General features: G+C 72.0%; 16 protein-coding genes. 7 read left to right on the plus strand and 9 right to left on the minus strand.

Going from position 1 to position 17,102, the window contains the following annotated elements:
* The 3 genes from AB0E90_RS21460 to AB0E90_RS21470 all read right to left on the minus strand — a co-directional run.
* Nucleotides 1-551, minus strand: a 551-nt coding sequence (locus AB0E90_RS21460) for a hypothetical protein (RefSeq protein ID WP_360408106.1), incomplete at its 3' end; no start/stop codon positions are given.
* A 666-nt stretch (nt 552-1,217) separates the two neighbouring features.
* A complete protein-coding gene (locus AB0E90_RS21465) occupies nt 1,218-2,465 on the minus strand; it encodes a hypothetical protein (RefSeq protein WP_360408108.1) in 1,248 nt (415 codons plus the stop codon).
* 152 nt (nt 2,466-2,617) lie between these two features.
* Nucleotides 2,618-3,724, minus strand: coding sequence for a magnesium and cobalt transport protein CorA (locus AB0E90_RS21470; protein WP_360408111.1), 1,107 nt, complete (start codon nt 3,722-3,724; stop codon nt 2,618-2,620).
* Nucleotides 3,725-3,852: 128 nt separating this feature from the next.
* Between AB0E90_RS21470 and AB0E90_RS21475 the strand changes: the two genes are divergently transcribed.
* The 4 genes from AB0E90_RS21475 (at nt 3,853) to AB0E90_RS21490 (ending at nt 7,486) form a co-directional block, all read left to right on the plus strand.
* The gene (locus AB0E90_RS21475) at nt 3,853-4,833 is read left to right on the plus strand and encodes a YafY family protein (RefSeq protein ID WP_360408114.1); all 981 of its coding nucleotides are present in this window, start codon (nt 3,853-3,855) and stop codon (nt 4,831-4,833) included.
* Nucleotides 4,834-5,147: 314 nt separating this feature from the next.
* The gene (locus AB0E90_RS21480; protein ID WP_360408117.1) at nt 5,148-5,690 is read left to right on the plus strand and encodes an NADAR family protein; all 543 of its coding nucleotides are present in this window, start codon (nt 5,148-5,150) and stop codon (nt 5,688-5,690) included.
* A gap of 24 nt (nt 5,691-5,714) precedes the next feature.
* Nucleotides 5,715-6,644: an LLM class flavin-dependent oxidoreductase gene (locus tag AB0E90_RS21485; RefSeq protein ID WP_360408486.1), complete on the plus strand. Its 930-nt coding sequence runs from the start codon at nt 5,715-5,717 to the stop codon at nt 6,642-6,644.
* 83 nt (nt 6,645-6,727) lie between these two features.
* Entirely contained in the window at nt 6,728-7,486 is a 759-nt protein-coding gene (locus AB0E90_RS21490; RefSeq protein ID WP_360408120.1) for an SGNH/GDSL hydrolase family protein, read from the plus strand.
* 7 nt (nt 7,487-7,493) lie between these two features.
* Here the strand turns inward: AB0E90_RS21490 and AB0E90_RS21495 are convergent, their stop codons facing one another.
* Nucleotides 7,494-7,952 carry a DUF1801 domain-containing protein gene (locus AB0E90_RS21495; RefSeq protein WP_360408123.1) on the minus strand — a complete coding sequence of 153 codons (459 nt, stop codon included), beginning with the start codon at nt 7,950-7,952 and terminating at the stop codon, nt 7,494-7,496.
* 45 nt (nt 7,953-7,997) lie between these two features.
* Nucleotides 7,998-8,582, minus strand: coding sequence for a GNAT family N-acetyltransferase (locus tag AB0E90_RS21500; protein ID WP_360408126.1), 585 nt, complete (start codon nt 8,580-8,582; stop codon nt 7,998-8,000).
* Nucleotides 8,583-8,607: 25 nt separating this feature from the next.
* On the opposite strand from AB0E90_RS21500, the gene AB0E90_RS21505 reads away from it, so the two are divergent.
* Complete coding sequence (locus AB0E90_RS21505; RefSeq protein ID WP_360408129.1) at nt 8,608-10,068, plus strand: beta-N-acetylhexosaminidase; 1,461 nt, start codon at nt 8,608-8,610, stop codon at nt 10,066-10,068.
* Here the strand turns inward: AB0E90_RS21505 and AB0E90_RS21510 are convergent.
* A complete protein-coding gene (locus AB0E90_RS21510; RefSeq protein WP_360408132.1) occupies nt 10,065-11,273 on the minus strand; it encodes a cytochrome P450 in 1,209 nt (402 codons plus the stop codon). The genes AB0E90_RS21505 and AB0E90_RS21510 overlap by 4 nt on opposite strands.
* A gap of 125 nt (nt 11,274-11,398) precedes the next feature.
* Between AB0E90_RS21510 and AB0E90_RS21515 the strand changes: the two genes are divergently transcribed.
* Both AB0E90_RS21515 and AB0E90_RS21520 read left to right on the plus strand, forming a co-directional pair.
* Nucleotides 11,399-13,288 carry a M48 family metallopeptidase gene (locus AB0E90_RS21515; RefSeq protein WP_360408135.1) on the plus strand — a complete coding sequence of 630 codons (1,890 nt, stop codon included), beginning with the start codon at nt 11,399-11,401 and terminating at the stop codon, nt 13,286-13,288.
* A gap of 225 nt (nt 13,289-13,513) precedes the next feature.
* Nucleotides 13,514-14,029: a hypothetical protein gene (locus AB0E90_RS21520; protein WP_360408138.1), complete on the plus strand. Its 516-nt coding sequence runs from the start codon at nt 13,514-13,516 to the stop codon at nt 14,027-14,029.
* 202 nt (nt 14,030-14,231) lie between these two features.
* Here AB0E90_RS21520 and AB0E90_RS21525 read toward each other — a convergent pair whose 3' ends face one another.
* The 3 genes from AB0E90_RS21525 to AB0E90_RS21535 all read right to left on the minus strand — a co-directional run bounded on the left by AB0E90_RS21525 (nt 14,232) and on the right by AB0E90_RS21535 (nt 17,066).
* A complete protein-coding gene (locus tag AB0E90_RS21525) occupies nt 14,232-15,221 on the minus strand; it encodes a YafY family protein (protein ID WP_360408141.1) in 990 nt (329 codons plus the stop codon).
* A gap of 67 nt (nt 15,222-15,288) precedes the next feature.
* Nucleotides 15,289-16,416 (minus strand): hypothetical protein, encoded by a 1,128-nt coding sequence (locus AB0E90_RS21530; RefSeq protein ID WP_360408144.1) that lies wholly within the window; start codon nt 16,414-16,416, stop codon nt 15,289-15,291.
* 14 nt (nt 16,417-16,430) lie between these two features.
* The gene (locus AB0E90_RS21535; RefSeq protein ID WP_360408147.1) at nt 16,431-17,066 is read right to left on the minus strand and encodes a hypothetical protein; all 636 of its coding nucleotides are present in this window, start codon (nt 17,064-17,066) and stop codon (nt 16,431-16,433) included.
* Nucleotides 17,067-17,102 lie beyond the last annotated feature (36 nt).

The raw sequence follows: 17,102 nt of genomic DNA on the forward strand, positions 1-17,102 counted from the left end.
CGCCGGACCAGCCAGGTCGGCCGAACCGGCCGAGCCGGCCGAACCAGCCGGCGAATCCGGCGCAGCCCGCGAACCCCGCGCAGCCCGCGAACCCCGCGCAGCCCGCGAACCCCGCGCAGCCCGCGCAGCCGGCGCAGCCCGCGAACCCCGCGCAGCCGGCGCAGCCCGCGAACCCCGCGCAGCCCGCGCAGCCGGCGCAGCCGGCGCAGCCTGCGAACCCGGCCCAGCCTGCGAACCCGGCCCAGCCTGCGAACCCGGCCCAGCCTGCGAACCCGGCCCAGCCTGCGAACCCGGCTCAGCCCGACCAGCCCGCCAACCCGGCTCAGCCCAACCAGCCTGCGAACCCGGCTCAGCCGGACCAGCCCGCTAATCCGGCTCAGCCCGCTAATCCGGCTCAGCCCGCTAATCCGGCTCAGCCCGCTAACCCGGCTCAGCCGGCCAACCAGGACCGGCCCGTGCGACCGGGCCGGCCGACGAACCCGAATCAGCCCGCCAACCCGGACCAGCCCGCCAACCCGGGTCAGGGCGGCCAGGACCAGGAGCCGGGGCACAACGGTTCGGGGCGCGGCGGCCCGAACAAGCCGGCGTGAACTGACCGACTCCGGTCTATCAACCGGTAGTCGACGGCTTGCAACATTTTGGTCCCGGGCGGCGGCGGTCACCTCCGCCGCCCGCGGACAGCGCTGATCTGGCGGCGGGCAGCCAGAACGAATCGGTGAAGCTCGAATGCCGGACTCGCGGCCCGGTCGGCAAGCAATTGCCTCGCCCGGACGCGGCCTGCGATGAACCCGAAATGGCGGAACTGTCAACCCGGCGGGGACCCGACTCGCGTACTCGCAAAAGGGCCGAGATTGGCGCCAAGCGTAAGCCGACCGCTCGGCGTGGTGAGCGCGGAGCGTCGTCGACGGTTGGTCGATCGCCAGGTGGTTCCCGGTGCGACCGCTGGGCAAATTGAGGAAAGGCGCCACCTTTGCGTCGCCGGCTTCTAGGCTCGGCTGGCGCGGAAGTTGGTGCCGGATCGGCTCCGGCCGTTGCCGGAGACAGGCGCGCGGCCGAGCTCGGTGCCGGTCATTGCGCATGGCCGACCGCGGCGCCGATAGCACGTTTCTACCCGGTGATTTCGCCGGCGACTCACATCGCGGGGATCTCGCCGAACACATAAAAAGGGATGCGCCCGGCCGGTTGGGGGGCAATACCGGCCGGGCGCAGGTCCTGATTCAGCCCGCGCGCCCGAAATCGGCGCGGACGCGGGCCAGAATGCCCGCCGGATTGGTGCACACCACATCGAGCGCCCGGCTGATCAGTTCCGGGTCGTAGGTCGAAGCGTGGAACGTCGCCTCCAGATGGAGAGTGCCGTCCAGTTCGCTGGTGGTAAGCGTGATGCCTTCGGGGTCGCTGTGCGTGGGGACGCTCAGATTTGCGCGTGATGCGGCGTCAACGGTCCAGGGCAGGTCGGACAGAATGTCATGACGGCCCTGATTGCTGAGCGTGAGCCTCGGGCGTGGGCTTTCGGACATCCGGCTGGGGTACGGCCCTGGCGTCCCGGACGATCCGGTGATCGCGATCCGGCTCATTTCCCGCAGCATCATCCCGAGCACGCGGCCGGATGCCAGCTCCGCCCGCAGGGTCTCGCCGACCTCGCGGGGGTCGGTCAGATCGCGCGGGCTGAGGCGAACGGCGGTGCTGAAGTTGCTGTCGATGCGGGTGTGGTGGTCGAGGTAGCGCCGCGCGTCGACGTGCACGACCGCGCCGCTCAGATCGGGCTCGAGACCCACGTCGCGCAGGGCCGCCGCGAAGGCCGCGAACGTGATGGCCGTCGTCGTGACTCCCGGTGCCGCCCGATCGCGCCACTCCCGGATGTGTCGCAGGATCTCGCCGGAGCGATCGCTACGCGCGGTGAGCTGCGGAGACCAGTCCCGCACCTCGGGGCCGGCCGGCAGTGCGGCCACGACCTCGCGGTCCGGCCACAGGCCGAACCGCTGCCACCACGCCCTGACCAGCGGATACCGGATGTGATGGCGGGCCGGTGGGAAGGTTGCGGCCCGGTCCTCGGCGGCAGCGTGGATCAGCTCGTGCAGGAGCTCGTTGATCGGCTCGGCGTCACCGTACGCATGCGCCACCTTCAGCGCCACGTAACCGGCCCCGACGACGATGCGCAGCGGGTGAAGACCGCGCGGCTCGGCCTGCAGGCGGGTGGTCATCTCGTCGACGTCCACGGTCCAGTCGCCCAGGTCGCTGACCGCCGCGTTCACGTGGAGCGCGAACGTCTCCGCGTCCAGGTGCTCCCATTGCTGGCCGGGCCGGTCGAGCCGGGACACGGCCCGGTGCTTCGGGTCGGCGGCGTGCAGGCCGGTGAGCGCGTTGCGCATCCGCTCCGCGGTGACACCGTAGAGCGGCCCGACCGTGCGGATGGTCTCGAAGGGCAACCTGGCCTGCTCGCTGGCCGTGAGATCAGTCGCGGACACGCACTCTCACCCCGATCAAGCTCGTAGTCACCGGGTATCAACGCTAGTTACTCGGCGTAGCGGCCTCTACGGGAGAGCGGGTGAGATCGGGCGTTCCGTCCGGAGTGGATGCAGCGAAATAGTGGTAGCTGTCAGTGACCGTTCGGCGGATTTCAGAGCCAGCCGGCCCTCTTGAGCCGCCAGTAGAGCCCGCCGCAGACCACGACGATCACGGCGATGACGACCGGATAGCCGTACGGCGAGTTGATGCCGGGCATGTGGGCGAAGTTCATGCCGTAGATCCCGGCGATCACCGTGGGGACGGCGGCGATCGCGGCCCATGCGGCGATCATGCGCATGTCGTTGTTCTGGTCCATCGACACCTGTGCGAGGCGTGCCTGCAGGATCGAGTTGAGCAGGTCGTCGAAGCCGGCGACCCGGTCCACGGCCCGGGCGAGGCGGCCTTGCACGTCGACGACGTACGGGCGCAGGCCGATCGGCAGGATGGTCAGATCGAGCAGCCGGGCTAGGGGTTCCTGCAACGGCAGCACCGCCCGCCGGAATTCCACCATCTCCCGCTTCAGCTGATAGAAGTGGGCGATCTCGGGGGAGCGCTCCGGTGCGAACGTCTCCTCCTCGAGGCGTTCCAGGTCCCGCTCGACGGCCGCCGCCACGTCCAGGTAGTCGTCGACCATCCGGTTGCCGATCGCGTACGCCACCGCCCACGGCCCGAGCTTGAGCACGGCGGCCCGCTTCTCCAGGTCCTGCCGCACCGGCCAGAGCGCCCCGGCCGCGCCGTGCCGCACGGTGATGACGAACCAGCTGCCGATCAGCACCGTGACATCGCCGGTGTCGACCACCTCGGAGGTGGCGGTCAGCTCGTCGTGCTCCACGTAGCGGGCGGTCCGCAGCACCAGCCGGCTCACGTCGCCGATCGTCTCCAGGGTCGGCCGGTGCCCACCCTCCACGCTCTGCTCGACGACCAGCTCGTGCAGATCGAACGATTGGGCGACCGACCGCATCATCGCCAGGTCCGGTTCGTGCAGCCCGAGCCACACGTAGGTGCCGCGCCGCCGGGCCACCCGCGCCGCCTCGGTGTAGTGCAGCCCGCCGGGCCGCCGGACTCCCGCGGTGTAGACCGCGCAGTCCACCACCGCGTCCGGATTGTGCCGCCGCTGCCGAGGAAGCGCCCGCTCCGGCCGTGGGCTGATTCCCTCGATGAGCCGCCCGATCGCCCGCGGAAGAATCTCCGCCGCCCCACCCCGCCGCCACCCGAACATGCGCCCCTCCGCGTTCTAGTCACCGCGCGGCTCGACGTTAGCGGCCACCCGCACACTTGATCGCACCCAACACGGCCCTGTGCCGGTTGCGGACAGATTGTGGCCGCAATGTGGTGGACTCTGGGGTCATGGCCAACACCAGCGCCCGGATGCTGCGTCTGCTCTCCCTTCTGCAGACGCACCGCTACTGGCCCGGCGCCGAGTTGGCCGGCCGCCTGGAGGTGAGCGCCCGCACGCTCCGCCGGGACGTGGAGCGCCTGCGTGACCTCGGCTACCCGGTGGACGCCAACCGGGGCGCCGCCGGCGGCTATCAACTGCAGGCCGGCGCCGCGGTGCCGCCGCTGCTGCTGGACGACGACGAGGCCGTCGCCATCGCGGTCGGGCTGCGCACCTCGGCGGCGGGCGCGGTGGCCGGCTTCGAGGAGATCTCGGTCCGGGCCCTGGCCAAGGTGATCCAGCTGCTCCCGCCCCGGCTGCGCCGCCGGGTCGACGCGCTCCAGGCCGTGACCGCCCCCGGCGTCTTCGGCGGCGGCCCGACCCTCGACGCCGAAGTGCTCACCACGCTGGCCCTCGCCTGCCGGGGCGAGGAACGCCTGCGCTTCGGCTACACCGCCCGCGAACAGGACCTCTCGGCCCGGCATGTGGAGCCGCACCGCCTGGTCTCCCTGGGCCGCCGCTGGTACCTGATCGCCTGGGACCTGGACCGCGCCGACTGGCGAAGCTTCCGCGTCGACCGCCTCGCGGACCCGGCCGCCACGGGCGCCCGCTTCCGCCCCCGCGACATCCCCGGCGGGGACCCGGTCGCCTGGCTGCGCTCCCGGATGGCCGCGATTCCGGCCCGCCACGAGGTTTCGATAGTCCTCCATTCCCCGCCCGAGACGGTGCGGGCGGTGGTCGGTCATTGGGGCATGGTCGAGCCGCTGTCTCCCGGAGCGGCCGACAGTTCATCTGTTGTGGAGGGATGCCGGCTTCGGATGAGCGTGGATGATCTCGGCTGGCCGGTCATGGTGCTCGGCGTGATGGGGGTGCCCTTCACCATCGAGTCGCCGCCGGAGCTGCGCGATCGCGCTCGCGCGGCGGGCGAGACCCTGCTGCGCGGCACAGCCTGAGCGGCGTCTCCCGAACCGGGCCAGGCTTTGGACGGATCGGCGCCCCCGTGGCGCCGATCCGCACGATGAAGCTATCGACCGCCTACGACATTTTCCGGCACCGATTAAGGCAGCGCTTATATAAGATTCGACCGACTTCCGAGCGGCCGGCCAAAGCCTCTGCCGGGCCTCGGCCGAGCCTCTGCCGGGCCTCGGCCGAGCCTCTGCCGGGCCTCGGCCGAGCCTCCGCCGGGCCTCGGCCAAGCCGTGGCCAAGCCGTGGTCAAGCCGTGGTCAGAGCCGAAAAGCGGTGGCGCGGTCCAGCAGAATGGACGCGTGATCCCCAGCCGCGTGGAAGACCTCATCGCCGTCCCGGAGCAGCGCAAATACCTACTGTTCTGGGGCCATCGGCCGCAGCGCGACGGCAGCATCGGCGCCGGCTGCCTGAGTCAGTGGTGGCCGGTCGAGTTCACGGTGGACGGCGTGGTGTTCCGCAGCGCGGAGCACTACATGATGTGGCGCAAGGCGATGCTCTTCGGCGACACCGAAATGGCTGCGCGAATCGTGGCGGCCGGGCATCCGCGGGACGCGAAGATGCTCGGCCGCGGAGTTGCCGGCTTTGACGAGAAGATCTGGGTCGAGCAGCGGTTCCCGATCGTGATCGAGGCGAGCCGGGCCAAGTTCGGCCAGCACGAGGACCTGCGCACGTGGCTGCTCGGCACCGGCGCCCGGGTGCTGGTCGAGGCGAGCCCGACCGACCGGATCTGGGGGATCGGCCTGGCCGCGGCCGACCCGCGCGCGGCCGACCCGGCGCAGTGGCGGGGGCTCAATCTTCTCGGGTTCGCGCTGATGCGGGCCCGGGCCGACCTGGCAGAGTGAGTCGCATGATTACGGGTCGGCGCGATCGCGCTTCCGCAGAACCCGCCGGAAAGCCTTCGGGCGATCGCGCAGGCCGCGGATTCGGCCGGCCTCGCCGAGCTGTGGCTCTGGGAGGACTGCTTCCTCAGCGGCGGCGTCGCGGCCGCCGCGGCCGCGCTGGCCTGGACCGAAAATCTCCGGGTCGGCATCGGCATCATGCCGACGCCGTTGCGCAACGTGGCCCTCTGCGCCATGGAGGTCGCCGCGCTCAGCCGGATGTCCGGCGGCCGCGCCCTGCCGGGCCTCGGCCACGGCGTGCAGGAATGGATGGGCCAGGTGGGTGCTCGTCCGGCGTCGCCACTGACGCTCCTCCGGGAGTACGCGATCGCACTGCGTTCCCTGCTGAGCGGCGAGACGGTCACCACCGAGGGGCGGTACGTGCGGCTGGACGGCGTCAAGCTCGACTGGCCGCCGGACCAGGTGCCGCCGATCTTCGTGGGCGCGACCGGGCCGAAGACGCTCGCGCTGGCCGGCCAGATCGGCGACGGCACGATCCTGACCGGCGGCACGTCCCCGGCCGGCGTGTCAGCGGCGCTCGGCCACATCGCCGCGCCGGTCGCGCACGAGACGGGGCCGGTCGCGCACGAGACGGGGCCGGTCGCGCACGAGACGGGGCCGGCCGGCCACGAGACGGGGCGGGCCGCGCACGAGGCCGGGCCGGCCGCGCACGAGCTGGTCCTGTTCGTGCCGGCCGCGTTCGGCCCGGACGGCGCCGATCGGCTTCTGGACCAGCAGAAGCGGTACGGCATCGACGTTCCCGGCGTCTCCGGCACGCCCGACGAGATCGCTGAAGGCCTGCGCGAGTTCATCGACGCCGGCGCCACCCGGCTGATCCTGCAGCCGACCGTGGACGAACCGGACCCGGTCGATTTCGTGGTGCGCGTCGCTGAGGAGATCGGTCCGCTGATCAACTGACCGAGCGACCCCCGTCACGTGTTGCCTGATCTTGCCGGTTCGGTTGGATAGCCTCATACCGGCCGTCGACGGGAGGATCTGTGGTGACGCGATTCGTGGCGATCGGGGACAGCTTCACCGAGGGTCTCGGGGACACTCTGCCGGACGGCACCGAGCGGGGCTGGGCCGATCTGGTCGCCTCCGGCCTGGCGGCCGGGCAGAGCGAAACGGTGCAGTACGCCAATCTGGCCATCCGCGGGCGCCTGTTGCAGGCGATCGTCGAGGAGCAGCTGGAAACCGCGCTGTCGTTGTCGCCGGCGCCCACGCTGCTGTCGCTCAACGGCGGCGGCAACGACATGATGCGACCGGGCGGCGATATGTCCCGCCTGGTCAAGCTCACCGAGCGGGCGCTGCGCCGCTGCGCCGACGCCGGCGTGCGGGTCGTGCTGCTGTCCGGGGCGGATCCGTCCGCCCGGCTGCCGTTCGGCAGCGTCATGCACCGGCGTGGCGAGGAACTGACCTCGGCGGTCGCCGAGATGGTGAAGGACCACGACCTCACGTTCGTCGACGTCTTCAACGACGTGGAGATCCGCCGGGCCGGCTACTGGTCGCCGGACCGCCTGCACCTCAACTCGGCCGGTCACCGCCGGGTCGCCGGGCTGGTGCTGACCGCGCTGGGCCACGCGACGGAGGCGCACGTGATCGACGCCGGACCGGAGGAGCGGGGCGGGGTGCTGACCGAGGCCCGCTACTACCGCGAGCACGTCCTGCCCTGGATCAACCGCCGCCTGCGCGGCCACTCGTCCGGCGACGACCGCACCGGCAAATACCTCGACTGGACCCCGGTCAAGGTCGCCGCCTGAGCAATCGTCAGCCCACGGCCTTCCGGATGAGCGCGGCCACCTCCGCGGCGCCGTCGGCGGTCAGGCTTTCCAGGGCGTACGACGTCGGCCACAGCCCGCTCGCCTCGTCGAGCCGCGCGTCGACGCTGAAGCCCAGCGTCGAGTAGCGCGCCTTGTCCATCTGGCCACTGCGGAAGAACACGACGACCTTCCCGGCCTCGGCCCAGCCCGGCTGCCCGTAGTAGAGCTTCGGCGAGAGGCCCGGGGCGGCCTCGGCGACGATCGTCCGCAGGCGCTCAGCCATGGCCCGATCGGGTTGCGGCATCTCGGCGATCTTCGCCAGCACCGCGGCCTCGTCGGCCGCCGCCTTCTCCGCGGCGCCGGCCCGCCGGGAATCGGCCTTCAGCTCGGCGGCACGTTGCTTCATGGCGGCGCGCTCCGGGGCGCTGAACCGTCCGGTCTCGCCGGCTTTCGACGCAGGGCTCATTCGTGGTCGTCCCCTCATGGAGCGGCGTGGTTGTCGATCTCCACGTTAGGAGGGGGCGCTCGCGCCGCGCTTCTCGAATCCTGACGGGTTCAGGGCGCGCAGGCGCACGTAGTCGTCGTGCCAGACGTCGCCGACCCGGAACCGCTTCACTCCGATCACGTCGAAGCCCTGCTTGGCGTAGAACTTCGCGGCCCGCTCGTTGCGCTGGTTGACCCCGAGCCAGCAGAACTCCGCCCCGGCGCCGGCCGCCTCGGCCAGTGTCGCGGTCATCAGGGCCGACGCCACCCCGGAGCCGTGTCGCTCCGGCGCCAGGTAGAACTTGCTCAGCTCGATGCTGACCCGCTCATCGACCGCGGCCGCCACGGTGGCCGCCACCGACGCGTCGGTGATCGGCCCGCCGATCAGCATCGAATAGCCCACCGGCACGCCGTCCTCCTCGGCGACCAGGAGGATCCGCTCCGGATCCGCGAGATAGCCGCGGAAGCTCTCCGCGGACAGGTTCCCGGCGATGAACGCGTCGATGTCGCTCTGCAGCGTGCCGGGCGGGCAGGCCAGCCCGAACGTGCGCGCCGCGAGGTCATGCAACATGCCGGCGTCGGAAAGCCCGGCCAAACGGGTCGTGATCGACATGGAAAGACAGTTTAAGGTTTCTCGGGTGCGCGCAACCTTGAGACGGCTCGGCGACGTCATCCCCCTCCCGGTCTCGGTGCGGCCCGACCCGGCCGCGAACTTCCTGGTGTCTCCCACGGTCTCGGTGAGCACCGACCCCGCGGCCGCGGACATTGCCGACCAGCTGGCCGAACTGCTGCGGCAGGCCACCGGCCACCCCGTCCCGGTAACCGGGACCGGCGGCTCGGTCGAGATTGTGCTCGGGGGGTACGACAAGAGCGAGGCGTACCGCATCGACATCGCGGCAGGCGGCGTGACCCTGCGCGCCGGCGGCAACGAGGGCCTCTTCGCGGCCGTGCAGACCCTGCGTCAGCTGTTGCCGGTGGCCGAAGCGGACGAGGTGACCCTCCCCGGCGGAACCATCGAGGACGAGCCGAGATTCGCCTACCGCGGCACGATGCTCGACCTGGCCCGCCACTTCTTCACCCCGGACGAGATCAAGTCCTACGTCGACCTGATCGTCCAGTTCAAGATCAATCACTTGCACCTGCATCTCACCGACGACCAGGGCTGGCGCCTCGAGATCCCGGGCTGGCCACGCCTCACCGAGGTCGGCGGCGGCGCGGGCACCGGTGTCGGCGGAGTCGGCGGCGGCTTCCTGACCGCGGCGGAGTACACCGATCTGGTCGCGTACGCCGGGCAACGGTTCGTCACGATCGTCCCCGAGATCGACCTCCCCGGCCACGTCAACGCCGCCCAGGTCGCCTACCCCGAGCTGACCTGCGACGGCGAGCCGGTGTCCCCGCGCACCGACGCCGAGGTCGGTTACAGCTCGCTGTGCGCGAACCGGGACGAGACCTACGCCTTCGTCGAGGACGTCATCCGCACGGTCGCCGCCCTGACCCCCGGCCCGTTCCTGCACATCGGCGGCGACGAGGCGTTCTCCACCCCGCCCGAGGACTACCGCAGGTTCCTGGCCCGGGTGCTGCCGATGCCCGGAAAGTACGGCAAGCGGACGGTCGGCTGGCACGAGATGGCCGCGGTGGACCTGCCGCCGGGCGCGGTGGCGCAGTACTGGCGGATCGAGCCGGCCGACGACGGCGTGGCCCGGGCCGCGGACCGGGGCCACCAGGTGATCATGTCGCCGGCCGACCGCAGCTACCTGGACATGAAGTACGACAAGGACAGCCCGCTCGGCCTGGACTGGGCGGGCGTGGTCGGGGTGCAGCGCTCCTACGACTGGGATCCGGCCGACCGGCTGCCCGGGGTGGGGGAGGAGTCGCTGCTGGGCGTCGAGGCCCCGCTCTGGTCGGAGACACTGCGCTCGCCGGCCGACATCCAGTTTCTGGCCTTCCCCCGGCTGTGCGCGATCGCTGAGATCGGGTGGACCCCGCGCGCGGCCCGCAACTGGCCGTCGTTCCGGGAGCGGCTGGCGACCTTCGGCCCGCGCTGGACCGCCCAGGGCATCAACTTCCACCGGTCCGCGGAAGTTGACTGGCTGGACTAACCGACCACGATCCGCGGCCCGCCGGCCACCCGGGCCGGAATTCGGGACAGGTCGATCGACAGGTCCTGCGGCGGCAGGTAACAGGTGAGCCGGGCCAGCCGCTGGGCGATCGTCGCGAGCACCGCGACGGTGATCTCCTCGCCCGGGCAGCGGTGCCCGGTGCGCGGGTTGCCGCCGCCCTGCGGGATCAGCTCGAACTCACCGATCGGCCGGTCGACGAACCGCTCCGGCAGGAAGAGGTACGGCTCCGGCCAGACCCGCGGATCGTGATGCTGCCCGTAGACGTCGAGCAGCACCGTCGTTCCCTGCGGGATCGGCGTCCGCTGGAAGTAGAGGTCGCGGGCGGCCTTCCCACCGAGGAACGGGACGAACGGGTAGAACCGCCGCACCTCGTGGGCGACCGCGACCGCGTACCGATCGTCGTCGGCCACTCGCGCCCGGATGCGCGGCCGGCGTTCCATCGCGTGCGCCGCGAAGGCGACCAGGTAGGTCACGGCCGCCGCCGGCCGGATGATGTTGAGCACCTCGACGGCGGCGGTCCGGGCGTCCATCAGATAGCCGTCGGCCGTGTGGTGCGCGATCGTGGACAGCGCGCCAGGGCCGGGCTCATCACGGCGTACCTCTTCGATGACCTGCGCAAAACGACGTTCCCAGCGCCGTCGCGCCAGGCGGGCCCGCGCCTGGCGCGGCCCCGCCGTCGCAAACCCATCAACCATCGCCAGGAGATCCCGGGCCAGGGCGTCCCGCTCGCGCTCATTGAGGTGTACGCCGACCCAGCGCCCGACCGCCTCGGTGATCACTCGGGCCGTGGCGTCGAAGAGATCGATCGACGGCCCGCCACGCCACCGGTCGGCCGCCTGGTCGAACGCCTCGCCCACGTGCTTGGCCAGCGTGTCCGGGCCGTCGCCCATGAGCAACCCGACGAACAGAGCCTTGCGCAGCTCGTGGGCCCGCCCGTCGAGGGTGTGCACCGCGCCCCGGCCGAACAGCGTGTCGAGCACCATGCCGGGGATCGCGCCGTGCCGCTCGACGTTGCCGGCCGCGTAGAAGAACTGGGCCGCGGCCGGCCCGCCGATCGCCACCGCCGGCTTACCCAGCAGCCGGATCGGCGCGGGCCCGCCGTGCGTGCGCCGCCGTAGATCCGGCAACCAGGCATAGCCCTTGATCGCCAAGGCGAGGGTCTGGTCGAGGACTGCCGTGGCCATCCGTATCCCTTTCCGTCACCGCCTGCGGACCGGCGCCTAAAACTTCCTTAATTCTTGCCGCCACCGGACTCCGCGTCTGGGTTTTCTGTCGGTGGCCCGTTCTAGGCTGTGCCCCGTCCGATTCGATGGAAGCGACGGAGGTCGGGGTGCGCGAGGGCAGCCATGCACGGGTCTCCGCGGCCTTGTTCGCCGGTTTCGTGGCGACGGCCTGGCTCCAGGTGGTGGCGGTGCTGGCCGCCGTGCTCCTGGTGCTGTCCGCGCTGCCCGGCGCGACCGCGGTGCGGATCGGCCTCCCGCTGGTGATCGCGACGGCGGGCCTGCTGTGGTTCGCGACCGTCCGCGCCCTCCGGCTGCGCCGCCCGAGCCCGGCCGGTGTGCCCGTGACCAGGAAAGACGCGCCCGCCCTGTGGTCGATGATCGACCATGCGGCGACTGCGGCCGGGGTCCGCCCGCCCGACGCGGTGACCGTGGTGGCCGGCGCGACCGTGACTCTCGTCGAGCACCCGCGACTGTCCGGACTGCGAGCCGGCCGGCGCGAGCTGTTCCTCGGCATGCCGGCGCTGCTGGCCTGGGACGAGACGTGGCTGCGCGCCGCCGTCGCGCACGAGCTGGCGCACGGCACGCCGATGCTCGGCCGGTTCGCCCCGCTGGCCTACCGCGGCCGGGCCGCGCTGGCCCGCATCGTGCCGCGCATCCCGCGCCGCAGCCCGGCCGGTCCGGTGCTGCGGGCCTACGCGAGGTGGTATCGGAAGGTCGACGCGCCGTTCGCCCGCGAGCAGGAGCTGCTCGCCGACCGGGTCGCGGCCGAGTTCGCCGGGGGCCGCGCCGCCGCCGGGGTGCTGCGCGACGGTCCCGTCCTCGAGGGCCTGCAGCAGCTCTTTCACGCGGAATACCTGAGTCCCGGCTGGCAGGCCGGCGTCGTGCCGGACGACGTGTTCGGCGGCTTCCTGCGGGTGCTTGCCGCCCGCGCCGACGAGCTCGAGCTGCTGCGCCTGGTCGAGCCGGAGCCGCCGGGGGAGTGGGACCCGCATCCGCCGACCGCCGAGCGGGTGGCCGCGTTGACCGCGTTGACCACCGAGGGGCCCGACCCCGAGCCGGCCGCGGCCGGCGATCTCCTGCCCGAGCTGCCCGCCCTGGGCCGGGCGCTGCAGGCCGTGGCGTTCCCGCCGTCCGGGCGCACGGTCGCCGGGTGGGACGAGTTCTTCGGCGCGGCCCGGCTCGCCGAGATGGAGCGGGAGGCCGACGCGTCGCTGCGGGCCATCGCCCGGGTCGCGGGCAGCCCGGTGACGGGCGCCGCCGACGTGCTCGAGCTGGCCGCCGACGGCCGCCTTCGCAAGATCGCTGAGACCGTCTTCGGCGACCTGCCGGCCGAGGAGACCTCCGGCCGGATCGCCGAGCTGATCGCGCTGCTGCTGGCGCTGGCCGCGCTGCACGGCGGGGTGGCGCGCTGGCGGCACAGCTGGATGGGCACGGCCGAGGTGGTCGCGGCCGACGGCTCTCATCTTGATCTGACCGGCGCCGCCGAGCTGGCCACCGACCCGGCCACGGTCGGCACGGCCCGGGAGCGGATCGCCGCGATGGGCATCGACCCGGCCGCCGCCGCGCCAACCGGGCCGGGCCGCCCGCAGCCCCGGGTGCCGGTTCTCGGCGGGGTGGTAAATGTGCTGGTCGACGGCGTGCGCAGCGACCTTCTTGTGGTCGAGACCGGTCTGGTGCTGGTGCCCGGGCTGCCGCGCTCGCGCAACGGCGAGGCAAAACGCCGGTTGACCCGGCTGGCGGCCGACGGGGTGCTGGCCGACGGCACGCCCGCGGTGAACGAGGCCGGCGACAGCCGGTTCGTGCCGTTCACCGAGCTGGCCGGCGCGTCGGCGACCCGCAACGGCCGCCGCTCCTGGGAGATGAACCTGCGCGACGGCGGCAAGATCAACGTTCGGACGGCGCTGGATTCCGACGAGCTGCCGGGCGGTTGGACGGCTCTGGATGATGCTGTGGTGTTCCTCACTTCGACCCGTTGACGGAGCGTGTCGCAAACTGCGCGGAAACCGGCAGCGGCCTGGCTGAACCTCCCGGCGTGCGCTTCCGTGCCCCCTGGTAGACGTCTCATCCACGACGAATGAGCAACCTATCGGTCACCTTCAGTCACAATGGCCTCAGCGGTTGTTCGCTTGGCGTTTTCCGAAATGGGTAGTGGTGTCACGGGATGCGGCCGGATGATCGTGTTGACACGGGGGAGGTCACTGATGAATCGGGGACCCGCGGCACTCTTCGGGGCGATCGTCGCGGTGGGATTGGGTCCGGCGATGTGGTTGGGGGTCCGGCTCGGCGCGGTCGAGGTCGCGCCGCCGAAGCCACCGGCCGTCGTCAGCGAGCACACTTCTGGTCCGGACCGCCTGGTCGGCGGCACGGGCGCGGGCGACAGCCCGATCGACAACCGGCCGGAGGTCTCGGCCACACCGCGCGGCAGGGTGCTGCCGCTGACCTCGGCCTCGTCTCCGGCCGCCGCCATCACGTCGTCGCCCGCCACCGGCACGCCGGCGACCCCGAGCAGCGCGCCCACCACCGAGCCGCAGTCCACCCCACCCACCGAGTCCACGACCGCACCCACCACGCCCCCGACCGAGACCACCACCGGGTCCACGCCCCCGCACGACCCGCCGTCCGGCGATGACGGCAGCGGCGCCCCGGGCGGCCCCGGCGCGGGCCTGACCGAGAGCGGCGACACCGGCGGCATCGCCGCCGGCTCAGCGGTCGGCTGACCAACCCGGCCCGTCGGCGAACGACACCGATCGAAGCGCGTCCGGGCTGTCCCGAGCCTGGCAGCGGCCGCGCCGTGCGTGCCATGCATCCGGGGGCTGTCCCGAGCCGCGGCGGCCGCGCTTTGTTCGCGACTCGTTTGCGCTGGTCAGGCGCGGCGGCAGTGGGACGGCAGAGCGACGGCAGTGGCGCCGCGGGCGGGGATCAGTCGGTGGCGGGGACCGCGAGGTAGGTTGCGGCCAGGCCCCGGGCCGTCTCGGCGAGGCGGTCGCGGAGCTCCGGCGGGGAGAGGACCTCGGCGTCCGCGCCCAGCTTCAGCAGTTCGATGTGGCCGTGCTTGATCGACTCGATCGGGACGGTGGTGACCAGCCGACCGTCCGCGTCGGGCGGTTCCGCTGACTCGCGGGCCACCCGGGCCATCTCCGGCGGGAAGACGAAAGCCATCAGCTCCAGCGCGGTGGTGGTCATCCGGACGGTGGCGGTCATCGTGTAGACGCTCCGCTCGTACCGCTGCGTCCATTCCTGCCAGTAGGCCGCCAGATCGAAGCCCGCCGGCCGGACGGCCGGCTCGTCGAGGACGACGGCGTCGAGAATGCTCGCGACGCGGTACGCGGTGGTCCGCTCCCGGCCCGTCGCCACCAGGTACCACCGGCCGGCCTTCAGCACCACCCCGAGCGGATGCAGCGTGCGGGTGACCTCGCGGGGCGCCTTCCACCGGCGGTAGCGGACCTCCAGCATCCGGGCGCCCCACACCGCCCCGGCCACGGTGGACAGGTGCGGTGTCGGCTCGTCGCCGCGGAACCAGCCGGGCGCGTCCAGGTGGAATCTCTCGCGTACCTGATCGGCGCGGTCGCCCAGCTCACCCGGCAGCGAAGCCCGTAGCTTGAGCTCCGCCGCGGCGAGCACCGATCCGAGCCCGAGTTCCGCCGCCGGTCCGGGCATCCCGGCCAGGAACAGCGTGCCCGCCTCGTCCTCGGTCAGCCCGGTGAGCCGGGTCCGATAGCCGTCGAGCAGCTGATAGCCGCCGGCCGGGCCCCGGTCGGCATAGATCGGCACCCCGGCCGAGCCGAGCGACTCCACGTCCCGGTAGACGGTCCGGACCGACACCTCAAGTTCGTCGGCCAGCTCGCGCGCCGTCATCCGGCCCCGGGTCTGCAGCAGCAGAAGGAGCGACACGAGGCGGCCGGCGCGCATCACCGCACGTTAACCCCCGGAAACGGAAGAAGGGGAGCCGAGGCTCCCCTTCTCCGAGCAGAACTGCTTACAAGCCGGTGAGCCGGTTGAGCAGGTCGCGGTAGCCGCGCAGCTGAACGCGCAGCTGCTCGGTGTCGTCGGAGTCGCCGCCGAGGGCGTCCTTCTGCGAGTTGAGCGCCAAGGTGATCTTGTCGACCGCCTCACCGACCAGGGCGGCGGCGTCGGCGGTGGCCTCCTTGGGGGTGTCCACGAAGCGCAGCTGGATGTCGCGGAACCGCTCGGCGAACGAGTCGCCGTCCGAGAAGAGCCGATCCAGCGGCTGCTCCGGCACGCTGCCGGGGGTCGCGGCCGCGGCGACGGGTACGGCGGCGACGGTGCCGACGGCCTCGCCCTCGTCGAAGGTGGTGCGGTCGTCGGCGTCGAGGGCCGGGACCGGCTCCGGGTCGACGGCCACGGGCGAGCCGTTGAGCGCGTCGGTCCGGTCCTCGTCGGTGTCGAGGTCGTGGTCCGGCTCGTCGGCGGGCAGCTCCTCGACGGTGGCCTCGGGCTCCTTGTCGCCGTTGTCCTCCTCGGCGTCGAGGGAGTCGAGGGAGTCGCCGGTGGCCGGCTCGACGGCTTCGGGGCTGTCGAACGTCCCCTCGTCCTTGATCGTCCGGTCCTCGTCGGTCTCGTCCTCGGTGGTGACCCGGTCGTCGGTGTCGACCGGCTCGTCGGAGCTGGTCACGGTGCCGTCCGGGCCGTACGTCGTGGTGACCGGCTCGGAGACGTGCTCGTCGCGCGGCTCGTCGATGTCCAGATCGACATCCGAGTCGGTGCGGGAGTCAGTGTCCGAGACGGCGTCCGTGTCCGAGTCCGAGACGGCGTCCGTGTCCGAGTCCGTGTGGGAGTCGGTGTCCGAGTCCGTGTGGGAGTTGGTGTCCGAGTCCGTGTGGGAGTTGGTGTCCGGGACGGAGTCGGTATCGGAGTTGGTGTCGTCGCGGAGCTCCTGCTCGGCGATCTCGGCATCCTCGTCGTCCCGGGTGTCGTCGTCGGAGCGGTGCTGCGGCTCGCGGTAGTCGGCCGCCGGCTCACCGGGCGTGTCGCTCCAGGGCGACCCGGCCCGCTGCTGCGGCACGGCCACCGGATCGGACGTCGCCACGTCCGAGCGGTCGTAGCCGGGGTCGTTCTCTTTGGCCTCGTTGGAGAAGAACTTCATGGCAGGTGACTCCCTCAGCGGCTCTTGTCGGGGGCGGCGTCCGTGTCGGCGGCCGTACGGGGAGCGGGCGCCGGCGCTTCGTCGGGAACGGTTGTAGTAGTAGCAGGAGTGGTCGACACCGGATCGGCGCCGAGCAGGTCGGCGAAGAGCGCGCGGTAGTGCACCAGTGCCTGGCGCAGATCCTCGGTGCTGGCCGAGCCACCCTTGTTCCGCTCGCTGATCTCGTGCGCATCGCGGTAGTGCTGCAGCGTGCTGGCGTGCTCGACGGATAGGTCGGCGAGCCGGTCGTCGTACTCGCCGGTCGGGTAGCCCCGCTCGGCGATCAGCCGGGTGACCAGTTCGTCAGCGGTGCCGACGGCCTCGGCCGGGCTGTCCACGAACTGGATCTGAACCTCTTCCCAGGCGGTGCGGTACCGAGCCTGGGACTCAGGGCTGAGCTCGGTGAGCTCCAGCTCGGCGTGCCGCTTCTCGCGTTCGCGCAGTTCCTTCTCGGCCTCGGTCCGGTTGCCGGTGTCGGCCACCACGCGGTCGTACTCCGGCCCGAAGGTGCTCTGCAGCTTCTTACGTCTGCCGGTCTGCACGCCGTACACGATCGCGGCGATGACCACCAGGACGACGATGATCAGGACGATGGTGAGTATGGGGGACATCGGCCTCCTCCTTCTTCATTGCCGGTATTCCCACTC

Origin of the sequence: Actinoplanes sp. NPDC026619 (assembly GCF_040638295.1) — a bacterium.
In the GTDB taxonomy this organism is placed as follows: Bacteria; Actinomycetota; Actinomycetes; order Mycobacteriales; family Micromonosporaceae; genus Actinoplanes.